Source organism: Duganella guangzhouensis (assembly GCF_009674535.1).
Lineage (GTDB): Bacteria > Pseudomonadota > Gammaproteobacteria > Burkholderiales > Burkholderiaceae_D > Rugamonas > Rugamonas guangzhouensis.
In genome coordinates, this window is record NZ_WKJK01000001.1 from 34,078 (window position 1) to 52,024 (window position 17,947).

The window sequence follows — 17,947 nt, forward strand, 5'->3', positions numbered from 1 at the left end:
AAATCAGGTGCTTTGATTGACGTAGGCAGTGGTAGCGGCTAAAATACTGTTCATCGGAGTGTAGCGCAGCCCGGTAGCGCATCTGGTTTGGGACCAGAGGGTCCAAGGTTCGAATCCTTGTACTCCGACCAAAATCTCTAAAACGGGTTGTCTTCGGACAGCCCGTTTTTCATTTCCGCCGCAGATTCCTGCGACGTCTTTCTGCCCATAGCTCAGTTGGATAGAGCATCAGCCTTCTAAGCTGAGGGTCGCTGGTTCTTATGTTGTCATAGGGTTGTTGTACAATGAGTTACTGTATGCTGAAGTAACTAAGCTCATTTAAGTAAAATCGGTAATTGCAGTAAAATGCTGGCCACAACTTGCCCTGTAATGGGTAAAATATTGGCTTCATGAAACCGCCTGTCGTTCAACGGATAGGACCTCGCTCTTCTAAAGCGATCATGGGGGTTCGATTCCCTCCGGGCGGGCCATTCTCTCCAATGCTATTCTTCAAACACTCTTCCCTCGAATCACAGTTTTGCGCTGAGTTTTAACGGCGCCAAAGTCTTTTTAGAATATCTACACCTCCGAACCTATCTTCGCGGTCTTTGCATCTCGTGGGCTCTGATTTATTTTGAAGTTCGGATTAACTGCCATATGCAGCAGTTTTTCTAGGCAGTGCTCAGAAAAAGCCATCCAAGATCTTGGATGGCTTTTTTCATTTTAGCGCAACTTTTTTAAATGAGTTTGTTGTAAAAATGAGACAAACTCGTTGTTTTTACAAAAACAGTGAAGAAAAGTTGTGAATTCTTTTTTTCGAATAAAAGCATATTAAAAAAATAGCAGAACCCTGTACCTAAAGACGAAGCACCGCTAGTTTTATTTCCGCCAATTGTTTTAATGAAATAATTAATAGTTTATCGTATAACCCGTAAACTTTTATTTTACAAAATTTCCTTTTTTGCATCTTTGAAATAGTTATTTTGATTGTGCAATAATTTCCCTGTTTCGACGCTCATATGGGAATTATCGATGCTTAATAATATTTTATTACGCCCAAGAAAAGTTAACGGAGTTAAGACATGGATACTTATTGGGTCTAACGGCAGAGAGATCCATGAGTTTTCAATCTTTGCAAAAACAATGCAAGATAAAATAAATACAATGGACTCTTATTGCCGAGCCGCCGCATTTTTTATTGATTATGTTATCGAAGCTGTTCATTGTTTGAATCTGTCGAGTGACGATTTTCAATTAAGTCATTTCGTCCTTGACGAGATAATAGAAAGTTATAGGGATTACATTGTGCATGGGAAAAGTTCTGAGAATCATATTTCGATGCTGGTCGCATTTAAAAAACCACCGCAGAAATATTCAGCGGCAAGTATCAATCTGATGATAGCGGCAAGAAATAGATTTCTTCAAGTTTCAGAGAAAATTCGTAAGGAAATGGAGCAATTATCGGCGTTGGGATTAATTGAGGCGGATGTAGATCCTCTTCCGCTTAATTTCGGCACGGTTCAGAGAGAGGAAATCGATCCATTTCAGAAAAGAGCGATTGCACGAAACTCTGTAATAGCGGCCGTTGTGAAGGGTGGGGCAAAACTCATTCGAAAATCGCCGCGTAGGTCGATTCCAATTTCCGGGCACAAGCAATCACGTGCATTTCCAATAGATAAAATCGTCCCGTTTATCTTAGAGCAGAAAACATATCGAGATAAAGCCTTATATTCATTTATTGGCGCAACGGCTTGCCGGATATCTGAGGCAATGCAGATTCTTATACGGGATTTTAACTTATCAAAAAGAGAGGCTCGTTTTATAGACCCGAACAAGAGAATTAATTCTTCATGCTATCGCGGATTAAATGCTAAGGAGAGGCAAAAGCTAGTTTGGAAAGGAAGGACAGATGAGACTGCATTTTTCCTGGAACCTTTTGGAACAATGTTTTTCGAATATGCGGAGCTTTATGTACGTCATGAATATATTCCAAATGACCAACATGAGTTCTTCTTTCAGACAAAAAGTGGAACGCCTTTGTTTTTGGATAGCTCAGGCACACGGCAAAAAAATTTCCATAAAAGTAGAAGAGCTATCGGATTAAATGATGACATTGACGGCGCTCACTGTATTAGGCATGGAGTCGCTACTTATCTCATAAATCATTGTCCACGAGCGGATGGGGGAGTTGGTTTGAGTCTTGCAGACGTTGCTTACTATTTAGGTCATTCGAATCCGAAAACTACGATGGGCTATATTGAGCGTGACAAAGAATTTAATAAGCAAAAAATTGAATATGCAAACTCAAAAATTTTTAATGGGTCAGTGGCCAAAGATTTTAATCAGTTGAAAATAGAATTCCATGAATCTGAACTGAAAAAATTGAGAAATAAGGTCGAGGAAAATAGAAATGAGCAACTGTACCATAAATAATATATTTTATAAAATGAATGGTTCTGAATTGCATGGGGCAGTTCGTACCGCCCTTATGGATGCGTCTGTGGCAATGAGAAAAGCGTATGGCCTATTAGACTTCGATCTTGGCGCGGTAAGTACCAAGAATAATTTCAGAATCGGTTTTAGCAAATTTGTCGAGGGAAATATTCTTAAAAAACCAGACGTAATTTTTAATAAGGAATACATAGAAAATGCCTATGCCGCATACCAAACGGGAAATTATGATATGTCGGTTGAAATGTTTGACAGGTTTGCGTTGTGCGACAAGTTGACGGAATTTCAATTTAGGAAAACGTATATTTATAGCATGAAGCAGGGTATTGGAATGATGTTGTTAAGGCTTCATTCATTGAATGCTATTATTTTACCGGCGGGCTTCAACTGGCCAGTAACGCGTTCAGAAAGAGGAACAATTGGAGATTTTGAAGGTGACATCTGCAATGAATTAATGATATTTATCCGTTCTTTGAAGCCTGCCAATTTGTCTGATGCCGATCCTGCGATCGTGGCCGTCATACCGGATCAAAAATCTGCTGAATATTTTTTAACCTATGGCACCAAACTTCTCCTGGCAACAGGTTGGTGCACGAATTCGGACATTGATCTAAACGATCTAATAAAAATAAAGGAATCTATGGTTGCACAGAATCAATCGCGTGATCATTTTCCTTTTAAAAGAATGATCGATGTCTTCGCTCGAAAATTCGGGAGGTCAGAATATTTGTCGGTTGAACTATGGGACGAAAAAATTAGGCAATCGGATGTTCTTCAAGAAGAGGAAGCAAAAAGAAAGATAGTCAGAGTTCGCAATTCCGCAACTGGCAGATCAAATTCTGGGCGAAGCACTTCGGTAAATATTATAGATATGACTGTTGATAAACAGCCTATCGAAGCTTCAATTATGGCACCTGTGCTAGCTCAACGCCCGACGGCATGGTCTCCTAGAAAAATAGAGAAACAAAAATATTTAAGTGGACTGGATTTCGATTTTCCAAAAATGCGAGAAAAATGGATTTCTGTGGAAAATATATATCTCAATCGATATCCGTTTAGAGAAAAATCTATGAATGAAGCTATTGGATTTTTTAATATTTATCTGTTTTCCTATTTGCCTTGTTGGTTTAATAATAATCCGATGGTGGCGCTCCGTTTTCCTGCCTTACCTAAAGATTTGACACCGGGAATTTTTGTTAGCAGACTTCTAGATATTAGTTCTAATCTTCCAATGACATTCTTGGAATTTATGAAGTTGGTGGCGAAAGTACGTGATTGGAGTAAAGTTTATTTAAGAATAATTTTAAAGCTTTTGCAGAAATTTTTTGAATGGATTGAAAGACATGCTTCCCTGATGGATGGCTGTGATGGATTTAAACAGCCGTTCTCCGATCAAGACTTTCCAGTGGTTCCTGGTCGCCGAGGAACCAACAAGATGCCGATTCCCTCTGAAATTTTCGGATGGATGATGGACTATGCTGAAATGCAATTAGGCATAACGAATAGAATCATGGAGCTTGCTTTGGATGGCGAACTTGATGTTCGACTTCTAAAACGTAACGCCTATCACCGCGTTGATGGACGGCTTGAAATTGATTACATAGGAAACGCAAAGACAAAATTCAAAAAGGGGCCAATATGCTTTGTCGGTAACTTTATAAATGTAAGTAATTTAGCTGAAATAATAGGTTATCGTCCCGTAATTATTAGGGATGGAAAAACGATATTTCCAGATGTTATTCCGAATATGATTGATTCATATCGCGTGGATGTGATAGGGAAGGGGAAAATGGAAATTCCGCATCCACATGCGCTAATTCATTCGCTTACGGCAATGTATACTGGAATTCGTAATTCACATATTCAATGGCTCGATTGTAATAAATTTGATGAATTTTCGGTTGAAACAAATTCAATAGTCACGCTTTTACATGTGGCGACTGATAAATCAGGAAATTCGTTTATTCCTGTTGTTAACTGGCGAGTTATTGAATTGCTTCGACAGCAAAAACGGTGGCGTAGCTTAATTGATGAGGGCGGGTTTAGAAATCTTCACGATTACAATGGTGACGACAAGAATCCTTATGAGAAAATCTTGCCGCTATTCTCATGGGGTAGTGATGGCGCACCTTACTCAGATGATAGGTATTCTGATGCTATGAAAAACTTGCTGACCGGGATGGTAGCGATAATGGATAAACTTCAGATATCAAAGAAATACAATTTGTTAAGGTTGGCCGTTCCAGGCGTTTCTATATCGGATGATGAGGTTACTTGGTGGAATAAGTCCACAGAGCACAGCGAGTATGCCATGGGGAACGTCGAAATGATTACTAAATTTTCAAAATTGGTATGTCAGTCAGACATTACGCCGCATAGCTGTCGTGTGACCGTGGTTGCGGAATACTTGACCGTGCTTCCCCCAGAAATTATCGGGAAGGAAATAACGGGTCAAGCTCCGCAAACCGTAATTTATTACTCAAACCACCCAGGAGCACGCGCCGATATACTGGATGCAAATAATTATTTGGTAATGGCGGTGGCAAATATGGGGCGCGTGAGGAATATTATACAGGCAGATAATATGTATTCTCATAAGCTAGATGTCAGCAGTTCAACGTCTCCGCTAGTTAAAAGCCTTAAGTCGAATTTGCCGGCTGCACTGGCTGATTACGGGTGCTCCAGTCTCACGCCAGATAAAGATGCGTCGAATGGTCTTGATGTGATAATTGAGCTAGGTCTTATGCACGCAGCTTTCAATGATGCTGAGATCTGTCCTTATGGCAATAGATGCCCTAAGGATGTTTTAGTGTCGATCGGTGATGCGAGGCGATGTGGAATATGCAAGTATGCGATTCGAAGTATTGATCACTTGCCTGCTGTCGAAGCAAAACAGCGGATTTTTACTGTTGAGCTTGGTTTTGTTGCGAATAAATTGCAGGCGGCCAAAAAAGAGGGGACCAGATACTCTGATGCAGACATTGAAAAGTTAAAAAGAGAAGCGAATCTTATCTCGCAAGAGATCTTGGGTTACAGGCTGGCATCGGAAGCACTGAACGAGCGACTGCGTGCGCTTCGCGAAGAAGGTGACACTCGGAAGTGGGTCGTACAGCAGCCCGAAATGATTGCAAAAGATCTGCGGCGTGTTGAGGCACCGTCTAATGAGATTACTTTCACGCTCTCAATACTGGAGGATGCAGTCAGCTATCCGGGGATGGAGACAGCAGGGGTGTTGGCGCGTGCGCACAAATTTAGTCGGAAGTTACGTGCGAATTTGGATGGTTTTTTGCATCATATTAGTGAGCTCGAACCTATCGAGGGTACTGCAGAAGCTGCGGGCCTGCTTCGCTCACTCATCGCGGCAAAAAGGCTATCCCCAATGGAGCTGGTCGAGCTCTTAGAGGGGGATGTATATATCGCCAAGCGTCCACTACAAGGAGCGTTGAGCATTGCGGCGGAGTCACTATGATTGACGGCTGGTATCCGGCGCAGCGCTCTCAACAGGAGAGCATGAAGGCGAGGGAAGAGCTAATCAAATCTTGCTTAGATGAGTTAAAGAGTGCTGGCGTGACGGTTAAAAACGTGACTAGCTTATCTAAGCTGGTGAAGGCATTCGTTGCTGAAGCAGAAGGAAGCCCATGCAGTCATGAAACTTTCTTGAGTAATAGGACTTATCGCGAGCTCCTTGATGGATTTATCACTCCAACTAAGGAAACGTTGGTTCGCAAAAGTCGCCAGAGGACGCCGACATCTGACGGTGCCTCCGATGCTTCCAAAATGTTGGACGAACTCAAGCATAGTAATCTCCAAACGAAATACACACGCTTGAAGGCATATGTCGCCAACCTTGAAAAACAACTGGACGCTTCGTCTGCTGGGGGACTATTAGCTGTACCTTTCGATGCCAGCGGGGGCTCAATGAAATTTGAGCAAGCTCACAAGAAGTTTGTGCGGACTTGCCAGGCGCTGAATCTGCTGTTGATGAATCTGGAGGGAATAGTGAAATGGGATCCCTTAACAAAAACGATCTATGACCCGGACCCGATCGCAGATCCCGTTATAGTGCCCGCCGAATATGCTACGGACTTTTTTGATTGGATGTCGAGCAATGGGGCAAATTAAAAAAAGTGGCTCGCAGATCGGCGCCGCGTATGCGGCCAAGTTCATCGACTTTGTGCAATCCGCGCAAGGCTTACCTGTATCTGCTAAAGACGGCAGTCTTAATATAGCGGAGCTTGTACGCCTGACCGGGATTCCAAAGGAGTCGTTCTACCAGAATCCTAGCTTGATTAAAACACTTGATCAGGTTTGTGCGTGTTTTGATGTTCCGCGTTGGGGAGCTCTACGTCGCAGGGATGGTGCCTCGGCTAGACGCGTACAACCACAAGGGACGGAGCGAGTTACGGCTTCTCACAGTCATTTGACGAAAGCAATACAAAAGCTGGAGAGTCAAAACAAGACATTGAACGCGGAGAACTTGGAGCTACGCCGTCACCTACGCTTGCTGAAGCTGGAACTTGGGCGCCAAGACATGGCAATCGAAACTGGGAGGCGGGTTTATTCTCTCCTCGAAAATATCTAAAGGAAGCTGCATGCAAATGGAGTGCGTGGTCTCGGTTTCAGAACTTATCCATGTCCTTCCTGACGGGGCGTCAATTTTTGTTGGCGTTACTGAGGATGGAACCGAGGTTCGAACTGTTGCAAGTGGGCGCGTCATGAAATCACCGGCGATATTGGGATATACCTACCGTCTAGTGGGCATCTTTAAATCGCATGCCGAACATGGCAGACAGTTCCACGTGATTGAGTGCCGGCTGGAGCCGCCAGGCGGAAGACTGATGGTTAATCTTCTAGCCCGGAACGCTGCCTTCAAGGGACTGGGGAAAATCAAGGCGAAGCGCCTATGGGATGTCTATGGGGACGCGTTGCCCCAGATACTGAGTGCGGGCAGCATTAGTCGGCTGAGTTTGGTTTTAAGTCCTATGCTTGCGGAGCAGCTAGTTGAGTCATGGGCAAAATTCAAGGCCCATTCCGACCTGCTTCGATTTCTTGATGAAAATGGCTTCGAATTGTGCCTTACCGAGAAAATTACTACGATGTGGGGTAATAGTGCACTTGAAATTTTGCGCGTTGATCCTTACCGCATGCTCGCGTTTTCGAATTGGATAGCAGTGGATCGTGCTGCACTTGGGATGAACATAGGCAATCGAGACGAGCGCCGCTTGATCGCTTCTGTGGAATCAGTTCTTTACGATCAGCTCGAAAGCGGTCATACGCTCACGCCGACCGCTCTGCTTTGTGATTTGGTAGATCGCCGCCTTAAGTTCAAAGTCGCGGATCGCGCGATTCATCTGGCGGAGAAGTCCGGGGCTATATTCGGAGAATCCTCGTGGGGGTATCAGACGGTAACAATACGAAGCATGGAGACGGCTATTCAGCAGCGTGTGCGTGCGTTGACTGCGTGCCGGCCAGAGGCGACCGTCTGGATAGCTCCACCGACCTTTGCGGAGCGTCAGCAGGTAGCAGAGCTGCAAGACGGCGTCACACTTAGTTCTGAGCAGATTGATGGCGTGTTGATGCCGTTTCAGAAAGCGTTTAGTGTTCTGAGTGTGGCAGTAGGCACAGGGGAAACGGTAGTGCTTAGACGCGTTGTTGAACACGCTGCTAAAAAATCGATACCCGTTCTCCAGTTGGCGGTCCCTCAGCGTGCAGCGCAGCGTCTCTCTGCAGCCACGTCCCATCCTGCAATGACATGCGCAAAGCTCTTGTCTCAAGTGAACAACGGCTTCGCGGTTCCCGATGGCGCAATTGTGATTATTGCGGAGGCTTCTACTCTGGACGTTGCCACTTTCTTCAAGCTTCTACGCGTTCTGCCCGATACGGTTAACATTTTGCTGGTGGGAGACGAGTCTAAACTGCCGCCTACCAATTTTGGATTAGTGCTACACAGGCTCGTCGATGTAGCCGGTATTCCAACGATAACGCTCGGTCAACTGGAGGGGCAGGTTGATCGCTTTAGTATGCAGGTGGCCGCACAGGCGGTTCTCGCACGTCAGTTTCCAAAGTTTGTACCCTTCACAGGGCGACATGCAGGAGTGAGTTTTGTTAACTGTACTTCAGATCAGGTATTTTCGGAATTGCGCAATATTGCCAATGAATGGGATGGAGATGATTTTCAGTTTCTCTCTAATGTCAAGGTGGGAAGGGATAGTGTCAATTCGATTAATAAAGCATTTCATGCAGAGCAGTGTGAGGAAATTTATGGTTACCCATACTTGATCACATCGGAGCCGGTGATTTTTCAAATAAATGATTACGAACGTGGGCTAGTGAAAGGTTCACTCGGTCGAGTAATCCGGCAGATTGATGGAAGTGGCGTTGAGGTTGATTTTGATGGAGAAAAGCATGTCATCAGCAATTTCGAATTGACTCAAAAAATTGACCTGGCGTATGCGATTACGGTTCAAGAAGCACACGGTTCGAACTTTTCGCGAGTCGCAGTTGTGCTCGGATCATCAACCGTACCAGATCAAACACTTATTTATACCGCGTTGGCCTGCGGAATCGAGCAAGTCGTATTCGTCGGTGATTCGAAAGTGTTCGAATTAGCTGTTATGGGAGGTCACTCTGCTCATACGCGTATGGTGGGTATCAACTTCTCGATGGTGGAGGCGAGTTAGAGCGTGACGTAAAACCTAAATTCATGGAGTCTAAAGTTTCGAAAGTGGTGCGACGGCTGCAGGCGACGGGGAGTTGTTCCCAGTACTTGTGGCCTATACCGCTTCCCTCCAAACACTAGCTTGTGGTTAATGTCGCGAGATGTTCATCGCGAAGGAATTAATGTGAAAGCACAAATTAAACTTTCTGGCGACCTCCTGGTCGCCTCCCTGGAAGATGGTTCCACTCTTCAACACGAGGATGCGACAAAGCTAGCGGACCTGCTATGGGCGAACAATGTGACGGCGGCGGACGTTACGATGATTGATTGGCACCAAGACGCTGACGCCGCACTTCTAGGCGGCCAGAAAGTGGCCATCTTCCATCGCCTGAGATTACATGAGCAGGCCAATGACTAAAAATTATCTAAGATATTGATTTTCAAGGATTTTCATGGATTTTATTTATTTCAATGATAATTCTATGAAAACACTTTAAATTCAAAGATTTAGGATGAAAATGGGCTTTAAGATAGTTCCGCTCAATGGGGATGCTCGTCGCCAATACGTCAACTCACGGGACGTGTACAGCGCACTAGATTCAGTGATTAGTGAGGCCCGCCAATTTGAGGGGCGTCTATTCTTTCGCACTCAGCGTGGTCGTGAGTATCTGGTACAAGAGTTAAAGCGCGGTGGCCAGAAAGGTTTAGGGCCACGATCACCTGAAACTGAAGCAGTGTATCAAAACTTCCGTCACCGAAAATCCGAGCTAGTAGATCGGATTTCATCATTAGAAAATAAGCTGAAGATGCACGCTAGTCTTAACTGCATCCATTCCCTCAATCGAGTCGATGAGCTACTGGTTGGCATTCTTAGGCAGTTTCATCGGTTTTGCCTGAGCGACAAAATTTGCGTGGTTGATACTAATGCTGTCTGGGCCTATGAGGCAATGGCGGGTGTGCAAGTATCCAGCGCTGATGCGTTGCCGGTTGATTTCGATCTCTTCTATATTACTCAAAATAGTCTCACCTGTTTGATAACAGAAAAGGTCAGTAGAACTAGCCTCTTAGGGATGCTGCGTGCTGTCGATAAAACGTTCAAGCATGATCCCGGTTCACCTGGCATGACGGTGGTGAATGATAGAGGATTCAGATTACGGATGTTGGAGGTGCTAGCTCCGACAGCACGGCAAATCAACAATAAAATTTCTGCCACTGATGGTCGCCTGTTCGCAGCGCTAGACGCTATCGGCTGGCTCCTGAGTGCCCCTGTTGTAATTGGTCATATAGTGGGGAAAAAAGGAACAATGGTGCAGATGAGAGCAATCGATCCGCGCGCCCTTATTCTCTTTGATCTAAAGTTCGCTGACCAAGATCTGGGCATCGATAATTCAGGGTTCGGACTGCATCGCGCAAGGCTATTACTAGACATCTGCGAGGGCTACCTGCCGCACTTGCCTTTAGATAAAATTCAGCTCCATATTCAGTGTTTACGTGCCTGACTGGCGCGTAATGCTAACCTGAACCTTCCGCTTCTTTCGTGAGAATTTATCTCCTTCAAACGTGCCAGCAATAAATCGAGTCTGGGCCGTTTAACGTAGGCCCAACTCCAAAGCGTTAAGAAGATTCAGCGCAGGGCCTTTTGAATGCGTATTGAAACATGCCGCGATTGACCAGCGGGCATACGAGGTCGCTGATGACTGTGACAATGTGTGATCTTTCCTGGGCCGGAGGCTGCTACCATTTGTAGGACAATTCCTACTATGCTTGCTCGTAGGAAATTCAGAGAAATGCATCCAGTTTTTACGTGTTGTTTTCAGGAGAAAATAGGCGATGTATCTTGCGACACTTGAGATAACGAATTTCAGAAAAATCGACTATCTATCTACAAGTTTTTCTCAAGGATTGAATATTATTCTTGGTGAGAACAATATAGGAAAAACAACCGTAGTCGATGCGCTTCGAACTTTACTTATGGCGCCAGAAGATGGTTATATACGTTTAGGTCTGGAGGATGCTCGCGACCCTAATACACCTTCTATCTCATTTCACTTTGTATTCAAAAATTTAAATATAGAGCAGGCTGCTCAATTTATGGGCGCAGTATTACTTCAAGCTGACGGTACATTTTCGGCTGAGTTCTGGGTGCAGTTTGAAGCGCCTGATCAGATGGGGCGTTTCAAAGCAAGGCGACTTTGCGGAGATCGTGCAGCGACCCCAATGACTACAGAAATGGTAGAGCAACTTCGTAGCATCTATTTGCCGCCCTTACGCGACGCTTCGAAGTCTTTAAAGCCGGGAATGAGAAGTCTGTTAGCTCGGTTGTTGCAACGTGTGGCCACGCCGGAAGGTTTGGAAGCATGTAATCAAATACTCACACTCGTCGATCAACGATTGGGAGCTGCACAGCCTATTACGGCAGCTAAAGATGCCATATCTCGCAGATATAGTGAAATGCTCGGAGCAACGCTCTCGCAGCAATTGGATCTCAATCTGAGTCCGTCAGACATTGGAAAGGTAGCGTCGCGCTTAGCTATTCTTGCTGATGGATTTGATATTGAGAAAAATGGTCTTGGCTATAACAATTTGATTTACATGGCGGCAGTAATGGGGGAGTTGTCGCTAAGCGGAGAGGTCGTTTACCGCTGCCTGATCGTAGAGGAACCTGAGGCACATCTGCATCCTCAATTACAGTCGATCTTGCTGGCGTATTTGCAGCAGGAAGCTGCCGCTGGTGGACAACAGGTACAGATCTTTGTAACTACTCATAGCCCCCACTTTGCCGCTTTTGCCGAGCTGGACAGCGTCATCCGTTTGAGTGAGCACTTTGGCAAGCTCACAGCCTTCCCAATCAAAGATGCCGTTCTGGATGAGCGTCGAAGGAAGAAGTTGAAGCGGTATCTGGACGTTACTCGTGCTGACTTATTTTTCGCGAGGTCGGTGATCCTGGTTGAAGGTGCTGCCGAGAGGGCGCTCATGCCTGTTATGGCTGAGTACCTAAATATCAACTTGCGGCATCTTGGACTGTCTATTGTGAGCGCCGAGGGGCTGAATTTTGACTGCTTCTTGCCACTTTTCGGGCGCGCCGCTATGCCAGTGAAGGTGGCCACGATGACCGATGGAGACCCCACGCACATTCCATTCCCAAGCTTGGGCCAGGCCGCCGATATTTCTGCAAACGCGCATTCAATTCAGCAGCTTGATGAGGCATTTCGGAAGGTATTTATTAGCCCCAAAACACTAGAATATGATCTTGGCCTGCAAGGTCATGCGAATCGGGCGTTGATCTTGGATGCATTGAGTGAGATTCATCCGCAGATAGCTGCGACGCTTCGCGAGGCTGTGTTCGCCGAGCAAGACAACACTATTGCTGCCCGCGTCCTCTACCAAGGACTGTTCGAGCGAAACGCTGGCGCAACAAAAATTTCGAAGGGAGCGTTAGCGCAGGAGTTGGCGCAGAAACTGAGTGCGCGCCCGCAGGGGTTTATTGTGCCCCCACACATACGAGCAGCGTTCGATTGGATTCGGGTAGCTGTACCTCCGTTGGCACCGCTGCCTGCGGCTGCGGGAGCAGCGCCACCGCAGCAGGCTGGCTAATTTTACAGCGAGCCCCTATGTCCCTTGAAGACCAAGATGCCGTTGTCAACGCTCCGCTAGTTGATCTTTCAGTAGTAGCGGGCGCTGGGAGTGGAAAAACGAAAACAGCAATTGCGCGCGTCCTCGCTGTTCTAGAACGTATACCAGTCCGACAGAAAGTAGCTTTACTGTCGTTCTCCAATGTGGCTGTTAACACCTTCCGTCGAGGACTGGTCGCACAGAACGCAGATGCGAGTCGTGTTACCGTACAAACCTTCGATTCGTTTTTCACGCACTATGTAATCATGCCGTACGCCGCCCACGTAATGAGATGTGCGGTGGCCCCCTTCTTGGTGCTGGGGGAGGAACCGTTTTTAGCCGGCTTTAACGTTTTCTATGGGGAGAGGTCACACCCAATTACCAATTTGAAGATCCGTAGACACGGAGCGGAATTTCAGGCTTTTCTAGATAATCAAAGGGTTCCTTGGGCGATTGCTCAAGACGTGATTGAACGGATTGGAGCCGTGGGTGCCTATACCTATGACATTGCGCGGTACTGGGTGCATCGCACCTTAATTGCGCTGCCGTTTTTAGTCCCTCTGTTGGTTACGCGGTACCCGCATGTGCTTGTAGATGAGGCGCAGGATATCGGTTCGATGGATTGGGCGTTAATCCAGCTTCTTCGGCAAAGTGGGATGCGTGTGACGTTGATCGGTGACCCGGCTCAAGCAATCTTTGGCTTTAATGGAGGTGAAGGGCAGTACCTGCAGGAGTTTGTTCAAGCAGCTGAGGTTGGCCACTATTCCTTGAGAACGAATTTTCGTTCGGTACCGCAAATCGTGGCGTGCGCCAACCAACTAACGGGCCGTAACGATGTCGCTGCGCGCGGAGCGCTACAGACTCATTGTGGTGCCTTCTTAGTTGGTTATGATCCTGCGCTACCCAGGGCTATCCTTGATCGCTTCCATGGTGTCGTGAACGCTATCGGCTATGCGACTGATGACGTTGCCGTAATCTGCCGTGCACATAGCCTTGTCGCTCAGGTTCGCGGCGGCACTAGCAATCGTGGTTCAGGCATAGTTAAGGCGCTTGTGAAGGCGGTCGATCATCGTCTAGCAAACGAGTATCACCTCGCATACAAAGAATGCGTGGGCGTCGTTGGAGCTTTCCTTGATCCGCCATTCCCAAGGTTTAAGGCATTTGTTGAAGAGGCCCATACCGACTTGGGCAGAAGCGTCCGAGCGAAGATCTGGATGTTTGTCTGTGACCATGATGCTGGCCTCCCACACAGCCACCTGAATGCAAGGACACAGTGGTTGCCTGCTCTGCAGCAAAATCTACGGAACTTGTTAGGTGACCTTGGTGCGCTTGGATTTACGTTCGCTGATATCGGCCGGCGTGTAACTGCACGCGATCTAGAGGACAGCCCCTTAGTAGAGCCACGCCATGGTGTGCGCGTCGACACGGTGCATCAGGTAAAAGGTGAAAGCATCGGCGCTGTTCTTTACGTAGCTACGGAACAGCACGCAAGGGGCTTGATTGCAGGGACTGCCACGGAAAACGGCCGTATTGGCTACGTTGCCCTTACACGTGCTCGTGACATCTTTTGGCTGGCAGTTCCGTTAGCGTCCTATGAGCGGTTGGTGCCTCAGGCTACCGCCGTTGGGCTTGTGCCGATGCAGCTCTAATTTCTTCCTGGATGACCTGATGGCGCTACTGGCGGAATCATTGGTTGATGAGTGGCTAAATCGTAAGGGCTTCTTTACCGTACGTGGGCTCAAGCATGGCGTTGGAGAGCTCGACTTACTTGGTGTTCGCCCTGGGGGGAGTGCGTTGGAAGCCTGGCATGTGGAAGTGCAAGCTAGCTTTAGGCCGATTGGATACATCACGCCATTGCCGGCGAAGTCATTGGAGGGCTTTGCGAAAACCAAGACCAGTATGAAGGCGCGTCAATTGGAGCAGCTCGAACCTGCGGTTGCGGCATGGGTCGAGAAGAAATTTCTGTCGGCGGCTAAACGAGCGGCACGTGACCAGGCGTGGCCCGGACTGAATTGGAAGTATGTTCTGGTTCATGCAGTGGTTCGAGAACAATCGGAGCTAGACTTAATCGCTAGCCACGGTGTGGACCTCATTCCGTTACATCGTGTTCTTGAGGACTTGGGGAAAGAGAATGGAAGTATAAAAGGTGGGGCTGGAACAGATCTGTCTGAACTTATCCAATATTTTTACCGGAGTAGTCAGCGGCAATAAAAACTTTGGAAGCTGGCCTGCAACAAGGTGTGGAAGATCAAACTGAAGCTGAAGTTGCGCTCTCTAAAGATGGCACATTTGTCTCTATGGACGGCACCAAACTTCGATTGACGGCCTATTTTACTCATGTCATCGTAACGAAGCCTAAGTGCAAATACCAGCAGCCAACCGTACCACTGGAGCCTCCGGAACGATGGACGAATTTGAGAAAGAAGCGCGTCAAAGAACTATCGAGAAGCTGTTGCGTGGGCTTACATGGTACACGCACGATGAGCTAAGTCGAATGCTTACAACCGCAGAAAAAGACGGTGCTGAATTGCTCTCAGGGTGGTTGCGAGAAAAGCGGATATTTTGTGTGGATGGACAGATTACTCTGTACCCTCAATTTCAGTTTGATGCGCAGCATTCGCCGTATCCAGTAATCAAAGATGTTCTAGCCTGCTTCAGTGCTAAAGATGCGTGGGCAATTGCGGCTTGGTTCTTTTTTCCAAATGGATGGATCGGTCAAATAAAAGATGGGAAGGAGTTTGCCATTGCCCCGTGGGCAGTAATGGATAGGGCGGAGGACTTGCTACGCGCAGCTAGAAATGAGCACGGAACACACTTTGCCTGACAAGGCACTGGACCGCCCATGCTGTCTACGTAAAATAGACTCTGACCTTTACGCGGACTGGATCATGCTTAGCTTGATATAGTTTGTCAGACTGCTAGGAGAAGAAGCGGGCCGCCCGTAAGAGTTGATTATGGCTTTTCAGCATTTTGATGGCTGCTTGGATATGGCGTAATTGCAATACCACTGCAGGAATTTTTCAATGTCATAGCTCATTCGAAGTATATTCACCCTGATCGGAGTGGCGTTCGCAAAAGGCTTTTCGGGCGGGATTCCATCGGCACGTAGAATCAGTAATTCCACTTCGAAATCATTAGGAAGAGCGACGAATCTCATGTGCTTTGGCGCTGAGTGTACAACGAAATCGTCCCGCACTGCCTTCAGCGGCATTTCGAACCAGGCGGTTTCATCTCTGATGTGTTCCGCGTAAGGTTCGTGATCGCCATATGGCGCTGTTAGCTTTTTGAAAAACCTCTTGTGATCGTTAAACGATTTGAAGCTTGGCCGGTTGCCGACTCGCAAAAAATGGCTTGATAAGGATGTCACCCGGTCCAACAGGATTCTTGCATGGATTAGACAGTTTATTATTTCCAGCTCCGTGTATGGCGCAACCTCGCGATACTTCTCTGCGATAGCCTTCTCAGGTGGGGAGTATTTTCGGCGGTACTTGCGAGCGTAGTAAGCTGAGCTCATGTAGCGAGCCACAATGGACATGTTTGTGAGGTATCGGCGGACCGAGAGGTAGTACAGCTTGTATGCATCTAGATAGCGCGAAACGTCACTACTAGCAACTGGATCCAAATCAAATTGCATTGCAGTGAACCACGGTTCGAGCGGATTCCGCTTTACCCGAGAAGCCTCTCGACGTACATTGGGGCGTTTTCCAAGCGGGCGATGGCCCAACGGGAAGTTCATCTTATGACAGATCCTTTTGTCATGAAAATCTTTAGGGTGTTTCGGTAGACCTATAGTAGCGCAGAACCGGCCTGACATCATGTGTCAGATGAGTTAGAACCTTATTTGCGTAGCCCAATAATTGGATGAGCGTCATGAACAATCGTCGATTGAAGCGACGGCACACCCTTCAGAGAAGAAGGCATGATGCCTTTGTGGCCAGGTTAAGAGGCATCATTGGACTACTAAGGGAGTGGAGGAAAGAGGCGAAGCTTGCTCCAGAAGATCAATTCCCGACCATTGACGACATGCCTAGCAAGTCCGAGCAAATATTTTAGGGAGGCCGATCCGCTCAGCGCCTGATCTAACACCTGCACCAATGTGGCCCTGGTGGGCTGTCCTTCGCCCCATACGCTGACCGCTTGAACTCAGGCTTGATAATACACTTCGCATGGGAGTCGAAGTTGTCTGTGGTGCCGTTGGCACCGGCACCACAGACAACAAGTCCTCGTCTTTCATCATTGCAGCTACCGCAAGCAGTCATCGTTGATGCAGGAGGCGTAAGCTGAAAACTTGGTTGGCATTGATAGCCGTGCTGATCAAAGACATCGATGCATGGATAGGCACCGAGGAAGGAAACCGGACGCTTTGCGCGTTGAAGGCGTGCCGCGATGCCGTCAATCTTCGCGGCAGCCGCAAAGGGCAATTCCTGGTCATTGGAATTGGTAGCTCCCCCAAAATGGCCAATTTAACCTGTGATAGCGCGCAAGCATTCTTTGGCGCGATGCTAATGGGGCTGCCCATGCAGTTTAACAATTCGGTCGTCATCCAGTAATGGAGGTGTTGCGAACCTACCCGAATCGCCAACTCGTGTTTGGCCATGGCGGCCGCAGATAGCGATAAATGGGCGTGGCTCGCTATCCTGAGCAAACGCCCATCCTCTAGCTCCTTACTTCACTGCGACAACAACGAAGTCAGTACCTTCCTGTTTCAATGTAACCTGGACCTGCTTGCCAACTACAAGCTTATCTAGCAGGCTCCTGTCCTTCACAGAAAAGGCCATCGTCATTGCCGGCCAATTCAAGGTTTTGATGGCGTCGTGGGCCAACGTCACGCGACCTTTTGCGGGATCGACGGCCTTCACCATCGCCGCGGCCTGATGCGTCATCACTGCGGCAGCGGCCGGAGCTGGCATGTTCATGCCGTGGTGTCCCATGTCCTGCATGGCATCCATTTGGCCGTAGGCTGCGCCAGCGATTGGTAATGCGAGAACGATTGACAGTGCGGTAGTAACTTTCATGGAATTTCCTTTTAATAGTGAGAACTATGGACCAACCACAACGAGGTCGGCCGTCAGGCGTTAGGCTTCAACGTCGGCTCTTGGCTTACAGCCTTTGCGTGCTGCTCAGCGTGCATTAAGCGTTGCTGGTTCTGCCAGGGCGTAGCCTGAGCGTGCGGGCCATGATCGAGGGGAAGGATGTTCGGTCGCGGTCCCTCGATACTGGAGCAGGCTGTCAACACAATGGCGGTGC

14 protein-coding genes and 2 tRNA genes are annotated in these 17,947 nt (G+C 47.4%); 14 read left to right on the forward strand and 2 right to left on the reverse strand.

From position 1 onward, the window contains the following. The first annotated feature begins 54 nt into the window (after window positions 1-54). From GJ699_RS00125 to GJ699_RS00185, 13 genes are all read left to right on the forward strand, one after another. Window positions 55-131: transfer RNA gene (locus GJ699_RS00125), tRNA-Pro, on the forward strand. A gap of 264 nt (window positions 132-395) precedes the next feature. Then, window positions 396-470, forward strand: a tRNA-Arg gene (locus tag GJ699_RS00130). A gap of 541 nt (window positions 471-1,011) precedes the next feature. After that, window positions 1,012-2,412 carry a tyrosine-type recombinase/integrase gene (locus GJ699_RS00135; RefSeq protein WP_154371931.1) on the forward strand — a complete coding sequence of 467 codons (1,401 nt, stop codon included), beginning with the start codon at window positions 1,012-1,014 and terminating at the stop codon, window positions 2,410-2,412. Continuing rightward, window positions 2,390-5,899, forward strand: a complete 3,510-nt coding sequence (locus GJ699_RS00140; protein WP_154371933.1) for a hypothetical protein — start codon at window positions 2,390-2,392, stop codon at window positions 5,897-5,899. The genes GJ699_RS00135 and GJ699_RS00140 overlap by 23 nt, the downstream gene beginning before the upstream one ends. Continuing rightward, window positions 5,896-6,552 carry a hypothetical protein gene (locus GJ699_RS00145; protein WP_154371935.1) on the forward strand — a complete coding sequence of 219 codons (657 nt, stop codon included), beginning with the start codon at window positions 5,896-5,898 and terminating at the stop codon, window positions 6,550-6,552. The genes GJ699_RS00140 and GJ699_RS00145 overlap by 4 nt, the downstream gene beginning before the upstream one ends. Further along, on the forward strand, window positions 6,539-7,012 hold the full coding sequence (locus GJ699_RS00150; protein WP_154371937.1) for a VPA1267 family protein: 474 nt from the start codon (window positions 6,539-6,541) through the stop codon (window positions 7,010-7,012). The genes GJ699_RS00145 and GJ699_RS00150 overlap by 14 nt, the downstream gene beginning before the upstream one ends. A 10-nt stretch (window positions 7,013-7,022) precedes the next feature. Beyond that, entirely contained in the window at window positions 7,023-9,110 is a 2,088-nt protein-coding gene (locus GJ699_RS00155) for an ATP-dependent DNA helicase (protein ID WP_154371939.1), read from the forward strand. Between the two features lie 162 nt (window positions 9,111-9,272). Continuing rightward, window positions 9,273-9,506 carry a hypothetical protein gene (locus tag GJ699_RS00160; RefSeq protein ID WP_154371940.1) on the forward strand — a complete coding sequence of 78 codons (234 nt, stop codon included), beginning with the start codon at window positions 9,273-9,275 and terminating at the stop codon, window positions 9,504-9,506. Window positions 9,507-9,600: 94 nt separating this feature from the next. Continuing rightward, a complete protein-coding gene (locus tag GJ699_RS00165; RefSeq protein ID WP_154371942.1) occupies window positions 9,601-10,587 on the forward strand; it encodes a GSU2403 family nucleotidyltransferase fold protein in 987 nt (328 codons plus the stop codon). 331 nt (window positions 10,588-10,918) lie between these two features. Continuing rightward, complete coding sequence (locus GJ699_RS00170) at window positions 10,919-12,682, forward strand: ATP-dependent nuclease (RefSeq protein ID WP_154371944.1); 1,764 nt, start codon at window positions 10,919-10,921, stop codon at window positions 12,680-12,682. A 17-nt stretch (window positions 12,683-12,699) separates the two neighbouring features. Beyond that, on the forward strand, window positions 12,700-14,349 hold the full coding sequence (locus tag GJ699_RS00175) for a UvrD-helicase domain-containing protein (RefSeq protein WP_154371946.1): 1,650 nt from the start codon (window positions 12,700-12,702) through the stop codon (window positions 14,347-14,349). Window positions 14,350-14,368: 19 nt separating this feature from the next. Continuing rightward, window positions 14,369-14,911 (forward strand): hypothetical protein, encoded by a 543-nt coding sequence (locus GJ699_RS00180; protein WP_154371948.1) that lies wholly within the window; start codon window positions 14,369-14,371, stop codon window positions 14,909-14,911. 193 nt (window positions 14,912-15,104) lie between these two features. After that, window positions 15,105-15,524 (forward strand): hypothetical protein, encoded by a 420-nt coding sequence (locus GJ699_RS00185; protein ID WP_154371950.1) that lies wholly within the window; start codon window positions 15,105-15,107, stop codon window positions 15,522-15,524. Window positions 15,525-15,662: 138 nt separating this feature from the next. Here the strand turns inward: GJ699_RS00185 and GJ699_RS00190 are convergent, their stop codons facing one another. Further along, entirely contained in the window at window positions 15,663-16,436 is a 774-nt protein-coding gene (locus GJ699_RS00190; protein WP_154371952.1) for a hypothetical protein, read from the reverse strand. Between the two features lie 571 nt (window positions 16,437-17,007). Here GJ699_RS00190 and GJ699_RS00195 point away from each other — a divergent pair. Further along, window positions 17,008-17,250 carry a hypothetical protein gene (locus tag GJ699_RS00195; RefSeq protein ID WP_195763415.1) on the forward strand — a complete coding sequence of 81 codons (243 nt, stop codon included), beginning with the start codon at window positions 17,008-17,010 and terminating at the stop codon, window positions 17,248-17,250. 114 nt (window positions 17,251-17,364) lie between these two features. On the opposite strand, the gene GJ699_RS00200 is transcribed toward GJ699_RS00195, so the two are convergent. Then, window positions 17,365-17,715 (reverse strand): copper-binding protein, encoded by a 351-nt coding sequence (locus GJ699_RS00200; protein ID WP_154371955.1) that lies wholly within the window; start codon window positions 17,713-17,715, stop codon window positions 17,365-17,367. Between the last annotated feature and the right edge of the window lie 232 nt (window positions 17,716-17,947).

Bases quoted from the DNA above. Each gene is read 5' to 3' on its own strand.
- GJ699_RS00135 (WP_154371931.1), top strand. From the start codon at position 1,012: ATGCTTAATAATATTTTATTACGCCCAAGAAAAGTTAACGGAGTTAAG.
- GJ699_RS00140 (WP_154371933.1), top strand. From the start codon at position 2,390: ATGAGCAACTGTACCATAAATAATATATTTTATAAAATGAATGGTTCT.
- GJ699_RS00145 (WP_154371935.1), top strand. From the start codon at position 5,896: ATGATTGACGGCTGGTATCCGGCGCAGCGCTCTCAACAGGAGAGCATG.
- GJ699_RS00150 (WP_154371937.1), top strand. From the start codon at position 6,539: ATGGGGCAAATTAAAAAAAGTGGCTCGCAGATCGGCGCCGCGTATGCG.
- GJ699_RS00155 (WP_154371939.1), top strand. From the start codon at position 7,023: ATGCAAATGGAGTGCGTGGTCTCGGTTTCAGAACTTATCCATGTCCTT.
- GJ699_RS00165 (WP_154371942.1), top strand. From the start codon at position 9,601: ATGAAAATGGGCTTTAAGATAGTTCCGCTCAATGGGGATGCTCGTCGC.
- GJ699_RS00170 (WP_154371944.1), top strand. From the start codon at position 10,919: ATGTATCTTGCGACACTTGAGATAACGAATTTCAGAAAAATCGACTAT.
- GJ699_RS00175 (WP_154371946.1), top strand. From the start codon at position 12,700: ATGTCCCTTGAAGACCAAGATGCCGTTGTCAACGCTCCGCTAGTTGAT.
- GJ699_RS00180 (WP_154371948.1), top strand. From the start codon at position 14,369: ATGGCGCTACTGGCGGAATCATTGGTTGATGAGTGGCTAAATCGTAAG.
- GJ699_RS00185 (WP_154371950.1), top strand. From the start codon at position 15,105: ATGGACGAATTTGAGAAAGAAGCGCGTCAAAGAACTATCGAGAAGCTG.
- GJ699_RS00190 (WP_154371952.1), bottom strand. From the start codon at position 16,436: ATGAACTTCCCGTTGGGCCATCGCCCGCTTGGAAAACGCCCCAATGTA.
- GJ699_RS00200 (WP_154371955.1), bottom strand. From the start codon at position 17,715: ATGAAAGTTACTACCGCACTGTCAATCGTTCTCGCATTACCAATCGCT.